General features: G+C 70.0%; 1 protein-coding gene. It reads right to left on the bottom strand.

Annotation, left to right across the window (positions count from 1 at the left end; translation table 11 throughout):
- On the bottom strand, positions 1-7334 hold a 7334-nt coding region (locus ON37_RS21900), incomplete at both ends, for a non-ribosomal peptide synthetase (RefSeq protein ID WP_040721884.1).

Genomic DNA, 7334 nt, shown 5'->3' on the forward strand with positions numbered 1-7334 from the left:
GCCGCGAGGCCACCGGTGGACGCGGCCGGTCGGTGGGCAGCGCCGGTTCGTCGGGCAGGTCGGCCAGGGTCCGGGTCCAGAACTCCAGATGCTCGGCTTCCGCCTCGGCCAGCGATTGCCGTTGCCACAGTGCGTAATCGGCGTACTGCACACCGAGTTCGGGCCAGGCCGGTGCGGTCCCCGAACGGCGGGCCAGATAGGCGGCGACGAGATCACGCAGCAGCGGGTCCAGCGAGGCGCCGTCCGCGGCGATGTGATGCACGACCACCACGAAGACGTGACCGGCCGCCGATTCGCGGACCAGCAGGGCCCGCACCGGCGGTGCGGCGGTGACATCGAAACCGCCGGCGACGAAGTCGGCCACGGCCGCCATATCGGCGCGAATATCCATGTCCACGTGAGCTTCCGCCGGCGTCAGCACCACCTGACACCCGGAACCGTCGGCGGCGACCGGGTAGTAGGTACGTAGCACCTCGTGCCGGGCGATCACATCCGCGAACGCCTGCCGCATCATGGCCTCGTCCAGGTCGCCGAGGATGCGCACCGCGACCGCGATGTTGTCGGCCGCCGAGTCCGGATCGAGGCGGTTGAGGAACCACATGCCCTGCTGCACCGGCGCCAGCGGGACGACATCGGGCCGATCGACGGCGGCTGGAACCAGCAGATCGGTTGGGGCACCGACGGTTTCGTCCGACAGCGCCGCCGCCAGCCCCGCAACGGTGGGCTGTTCGAACAGCAGCCGAACCGGAATCCGGCGGCCGACCCGCTCACCGAGCCGGGCCAGCACTCGGGTGGCGACCAGGGAATTGCCCCCGAGTGTGAAGAAGTCGTCGTCGGCGCCCACTCGCTCGACACCCAGCACCTCGGCGAAGATCTCGGCGACCAGTCGTTGCGCGGCCGTGGCCGGCTCCCGATAGTCGCCACCGCCGAACAAGCCCGCGATCCGCGGATCGGAGGCATCGGGTAGCGCGGCGCGGTCGAGCTTGCCGGAGGCATTGAGCGGGAACGCCGGTAGCACGACGACCGCCGAGGGAACCATATAGCCCGGCAGTTGCGCGGCCGTGGCGGCACGGGCCGCCGCCGGAAGTGACCGATGGTCGGAATCCGCGGTGGCGGTGACGAATCCGATCAGGTGATCGCCGCCGGAGGTGGTCACGATCCGCACCGCGGCGGCGGTGACTCCCGGTACCGCCGCGAGCACCGCCTCGATCTCACCCAATTCGATGCGCTGACCACGGAATTTCACCTGGAAGTCGGTACGACCCAGGTAGACCAGCTCCGGGTGCGCACCGCTGATGTCCCAGCGGACCAGGTCGCCGGTGCGATACATGCGCGAGCCGGGCCCGTCGCCTGCCGCGTCGGAGACGAACGGATCGGCGACGAACCGGTCGGCGGTCAGGTCGGCGCGTCCGTGGTAGCCGCGAGCCAGCTGCACACCGGCCAGATACAGCTCACCGGGCACACCGGGCGGTGTCGGCTGCAACCGCGAATCCAGCACGTAGACACGGCTGTTCCATTCGGGGCGGCCGATCGGCAGGGCGGGCCGATCGACCACTCCGGTCACATCGCGGTAGGTGATCGAGACCGCGGCCTCGGTGGGTCCGTACAGGTTGTGCAGCCGCGCGGAGCTGACCGCACCGAACGCGCGCACCGTCTCGGCCGGCAGTGCCTCGCCGATCACGAACACCTGCCGGAGCGACCGCACCTGCTCCGGCCGCACCTGGGCGGCGAAGACGCTGAGCATCGAGGGCACGAAATCGGTGACGGTGACACTGTTCTCGGCGATCACATCGGCGAGGTAACCCGGATCGCGGTGGCCGTCGGGCGCGGCCAGCACCACGGTCGCGCCGACCCGCAGCGGCAGGAAGTAGCCCCACAGCGACACGTCGAAGGTGGTGGCGGTCTTCTGCAGGTACACGTCCGCGGCGGTGAGCCGGTATTCGGCCTGCATCCAGCTCATCTGGTTGACGATCGCCGCGTGTGAGACCGTGACACCCTTGGGTTTTCCGGTCGAGCCCGAGGTGAAAAGGACGTAGGCCGGATGCGTCGCGTACATCGGCGCCGTTCGCTCGTTCACCGCGATCGGGTCGTCCGGGTAGCCGTCCAGCTCTACGGTGTCGACCGAGACGGTCGGCCCGTCGAAATTCACCGCGATATCGCCGGTCCGCAGCAGCACCGCCGGCCGGGCGGTGTCGAGAATGTGGGCGATCCGCTGGGCGGGATGGCCCGGATCGATCGGCACGTAGGCGCCGCCCGCCTTCAGGATCGCGTACATCGCGACCACCAACTCGGGCGAGCGGCGAACGGCCAGCGCGACCAGCGCCTCCGGGCCCACCCCGGCCGCGATCAGATGCCGGGCGAGCCGATTGCTGCGACTGTCGAGCTCCCCGTAGGTCAGTACGGTCGGCGCGGAGCCGTCGTCGGGGATGTAGCGCAGCGCCGGCAGCTGCGGCGCGCTGGCGGCCTGGGCCTCGAATTCGTCCAGCAGCAGTTCGGCGCCGAACCGAATGTGGGCCGAATCGTTCCACTCGGCGAGCACGCGGGTGCGCTCACCCGCGGCGAACAGATCGATATCACCGACGATGCGATCCGGGTCGGCGACGACCGCCGCGAGGACCCGGAGGAATCGGGAACTCAGCGCCTCGATCGACGCGCGATCGAACAGTTCGGTCGAGTAGGTGAACCCGATCTCCCGCTCGGTCACGGTGACCTGCAGATCGAAGGGGTTCACCGCGGTGTCCAGCCGGACCTCGGCGACCGTCGAATCACCCAGCTCGAGCGCGACCGGTGCGAGGTTCTGGAAGAACAGCGCCACCTGGAACAGCGGATGATGGGCCTGTGATCGGGGCGGATCGAGCACCTCCACCAGCCGCTCGAACGGGACGTCGGCATGGGCGAAAGCGCCGAGATCGTGTTCGCGCACCGCGCGCAGCAGGTCGGAGAAGCGCTGTGCCCCATCGACTTCCGTGCGCAGTACGAGGGTGTTGACGAACATGCCGACCAGATCGTCGAGGACCGCGGCCCCGCGACCGGCGATCGGCGCACCGACGGCGATGTCGGCGCTGCCCGACAGCCGGGCCAACAGTACCGACAGGGCGGCGTGGACGACCATGAACGGCGTGCTGTCGTGGCGTGCCGCCACCTGCTCGATTCCGCTCCGCAGCGCCGGGTCGAAATCGACGGTCGTGGTGGCCGCGCGATGTCCGGCGACGGCGGGGCGCGGGCGGTCGGTGGGCAATTCCAGCCGTGGCGGCAGCCCGCGCAACCGTTCCCGCCAGAACGCGAGTTGCCGTGCGGCCACCGAGTCGGGGTCGGCTTCGGAGCCGAGCACCTCCCGCTGCCACAGGGTGTAATCGGCGTACTGAACGGGCAGGGCGGCCCAGTGCGGCGCGGCACCGGCGCTGCGCGCCGCGTACGCGGTGGCGATATCGCGGGCCAGCGGTCCCATCGAGAAGCCGTCCGCGGCGATGTGGTGGACGACGAGAACCAGAATATGTTCGGCCACCGCGGATTCGGGCGTCAGCAGTCCCACGCGCAGCGGCACCTCGGCCGTCACATCGAACGGTTCGGCGACGAAGGCGCCGATCACCGCGGCGATATCGGAGCCGTACAAGCGGTTCAGCACCGGCGCGTGGTCGGCGGGCAGAATCTGCTGATAGCCGATGCCGCCGATTTCGGGATAGACGGTGCGCAGGGTTTCGTGCCGCGCGACCACGTCGGCGAGCGCCGCCTCCAGGGCGGCGGTATCGAGGGCGCCGCGGAGCCGCAGCGCGACGGGGATGTTGTGCAGGCTCTGGCCGGGGTCGAACCGGTTGAGGAACCACATCCGCTGCTGTGCCGGCGACAACGGCACCAGATCCGGCCGGGGCCGGGCGACCAGCGCGACCGCATTGCCGCGGCCGGCGAATTCCGCTGCGCGCGCGGCCAGTTCACCGACGGTGCGGGCATCGAAAATCAGCCGGACCGGTAGGTCGGCCGCCAGTTCCGTCCCCAGCCGGGCCGCGACGCGGGTGGCGGTCAGCGAATTACCGCCGAGCGCGAAGAAGTCGTCGTCGAGACCGACACGGTCCAGACCGAGCAATTCGGCGTAGACGGCCGCCACCGCCTGCTCGATCCGGGTGCGGGGTGCCCGATAGGCGCGCACCCGGATGTCCGGCTCCGGCAGCGCCTTTCGATCCAGTTTGCCGGACGCGTTGAGCGGCAGGGCGGCCAGCGCCACGATGACGGCCGGCACCATGTACTCGGGCAGCCGGCGGGCACATTCGCTGCGAAGGCGCTCGGTGTCGAGTTCACGATCCGGTTCGGCGACGACGTAGCCGACGATGCGAGCGCCGGTGCGGTCGTCGTCGCGGACCACCACAGCGGCCGAGCCGACGGCGTCGCAATCCCGCAGTACCGCTTCGATTTCGCCGAGTTCGATGCGCAGACCACGCACCTTCACCTGGAAATCGGACCGGCCCACGTAGTCGAGTTCCCCCGAGGCGCGCCAGCGCGCCACATCCCCGGTGCGGTACATGCGTTCCCCGGCTCGGAACGGATCGGCGACGAATCGCTCCGCGGTGAGGTCGGGGCGGGCGAGATACCCCTCGGCCAATTGGGTTCCGGCGAGGTACAACTCGCCCGCGACACCCACCGGAACCGGACGCAACGCCCCATCCAGCACATACACCCGCGTGTTGAACACCGGACGACCGATCGGCACCGACACCACATCCGACACCGACACCGCATGGAACGTCACATCCACCGCAGCCTCGGTCGGACCGTACAAATTGTGCAACGACGCCCCACCCAACTCCCGCCACCGCACCGCCGTACCCGCCGCCAACGCCTCACCCGAAGTGAACACCCGCCGCAACGACGCCGGCAGCGCGGTCACCGAACCGACGAAGACTTCCAGCATGGAGGGCACGAAATGCGCGGTGGTGACGGCGGCCTCGGTCATGAGCCGGGCGAGGTAGGCCGGGTCGCGATGGCCGTCGGGCCGGGCCACCACCAACCGCGCGCCGACCTGCAACGGCCAGAAGAATTCCCACACCGACACGTCGAAGGTCGCGGGGGTCTTCTGCAACACCACATCATCGGTCGACAGCCCGTACTCCGACTGCATCCACACCAGCCGATTCACGATCGCCCGATGGCTGACCGCCACGCCCTTGGGACGACCCGTCGAACCCGACGTGAAAATCACATACGCCACATGATCGGCACTCAACGGCCGCAACCGATCCCGGTCGGTGATCGGACCGTCCGCGAAACCCGACACATCGACACGGTCGATCTCGATCACCGGCACCTCCGGTGACGCTCCCACCGGCGCGACGTCCGAGGTGCTCAGCACGCAGTGCGGCCGCGCCGTCTCCAGGACATAGCGGTTGCGCTCATCGGGATGCTCCGGATCGAGCGGAACATACCCGGCGCCCGTGGCGCCGACCGCGTAGACGCCGATCACCAGGTCGAACGATCGGCGCATGTGCAGGGCGACCAGCGAGCCCGGCCCCACGCCGGCTTCGATCAAACAGCGGGCCAGTCGGTGCACTCGCTGCGCGAACCGCGCGTAGGACAGCGTGGTTCCCTCGAATGCGACGGCCGGTGCGTGCGGAGTGCGGGCGCACTGCGCCTCGAACAGCGCGGGAAGCGTTGCGGTGCCGTCGATGTCGACGTCGGTGGCGTTCCACAGTTCGAGGACCTGCAATCGCTCCGCCGGCTCGAGCAGGTCGATATCACCGATGCGGATCTCCGGATCGGCGGTCACCATGGTCAGCAGGCGGATCAGCCGCCGGCCGAAGGCGGTCACGGTCGGCTCGTCGAACAGATCGGTGGCGTAGCGCAGGACGGCGTGGAATTCGCGGCCGCGATCCCCGTCCACCTCCGCCAGCGCCAGCGCCAGATCGAACTGCGCGGTGGGGTTGGCCAGCGGGTATTCGTCGACCTCGAGATGCGGCAACCGCAGTTCGGTCGTCGCGCGCTGCTCGAAGGACAGCAGGACCTGAACCAGTGGAGCGAAGGCCTGGGAACGACTCGGGGCGAGTTCCTCCACCAGTCGATCGAAGGGCAGATCGGCATGGGCGAAGGCCTGAACATCGCGATCCCGGACCTGGGTCAGCAGGTCGGTGAACCGGTCGTGCGGGCGCACCCGAGTGCGGAGCGCCAAGGTGTTGACGAACATGCCGACCAGATCGTCGAGCGCCGGCTCCGACCGGCCCGCGATGGGCGTGCCGATGGCGAGGTCGTCGGTTCCGGCCAGTTTCGCCAGCATCGTGGCGTAGGCGGCATGCATCACCATGAAGATCGAGACCCCGGCGCGCCGAGCGGTGTCCGCGATCGCGGCCGCCAGCTCGGCGGGAAGCCGGAATTCGATCGCCGCACCCGCGCCGGAGGCCACCGGCGGGCGCGGCCGGTCGCCGGGTAGCTCCAGTAGCTCGGGCAGGTCGGCCAGGGCCGCGCGCCAGTACGAGAGTTGCCGCGCCGAGCGAGAATTCGGGTCGTCGGCGCGTCCAGCCACGGCATGCTGCCAGAGCGTGAAGTCGGCGTACTGCACCGGTAGCGGCTGCCATCGCGGCGCGGCGCCGGCGGCCCGAGCGGCATAGGCGGTGACCAGATCGCGGGCCAGCGGACCGGTGGACACACCGTCGGCGGCGATATGGTGCACGACCACGAGCAGGACGTGGTCGTCGGCGGCGATCCGGAACAGCCTGACGCGCACGGGAATGTCGTGGCGCAGATCGAATCCCGCGGCGGCCGCGGCGGCGAGCTCGCGGTCGAGGTCGTCCGCGTTCGCCACCGCGACGACGGGGACGGCCGCCGCCGCATCACGTGCGGACGTGGCGAGTGGGCACTCGGCGATGTTCAGGATGTGCTGCACCGGCCCGTCGGCGTCTTCCGGGAAGAGGGTCCGCAGCGATTCGTGGCGCTCCAGCACATCGCCCACCGCCGCCGACAGCGCCGCGGCGTCGAACTCGCCACGCAACCGCAGCGCGAACGGGATGTTGTACATCGCCGAGCCGGGGTCGATGCGGTTCAGCAGCCAGATCCGGGTTTGCGCCAGGGACAACGGGATTCGTTCGGGCCGGGGGCCGGCGGTCAACGGCGGCGCGGCTGCGGGGGCGCCGGCGGTGGCGGCGCGCGCGAGCAGCGCGGCTGTGGGGGCGCCGAAGATCTCGGCGACGTTCAGGTCGCAGCCCAGCGCGGCATTGACGCGCGTGACCACCCGCGTCGCGGTCAGCGAATTACCACCGGCGGCGAAGAAGTCGTCGTCGGCGCCGAGCCGGTCGATGCCGAGCAGTTCGGCCATCACGGCCGCCACCACGGATTCGGCCCCCTCGGCGGGTGCC

Source organism: Nocardia veterana NBRC 100344 (genome assembly GCF_000308855.1).
In the GTDB taxonomy this organism is placed as follows: domain Bacteria; phylum Actinomycetota; class Actinomycetes; order Mycobacteriales; family Mycobacteriaceae; genus Nocardia; species Nocardia veterana.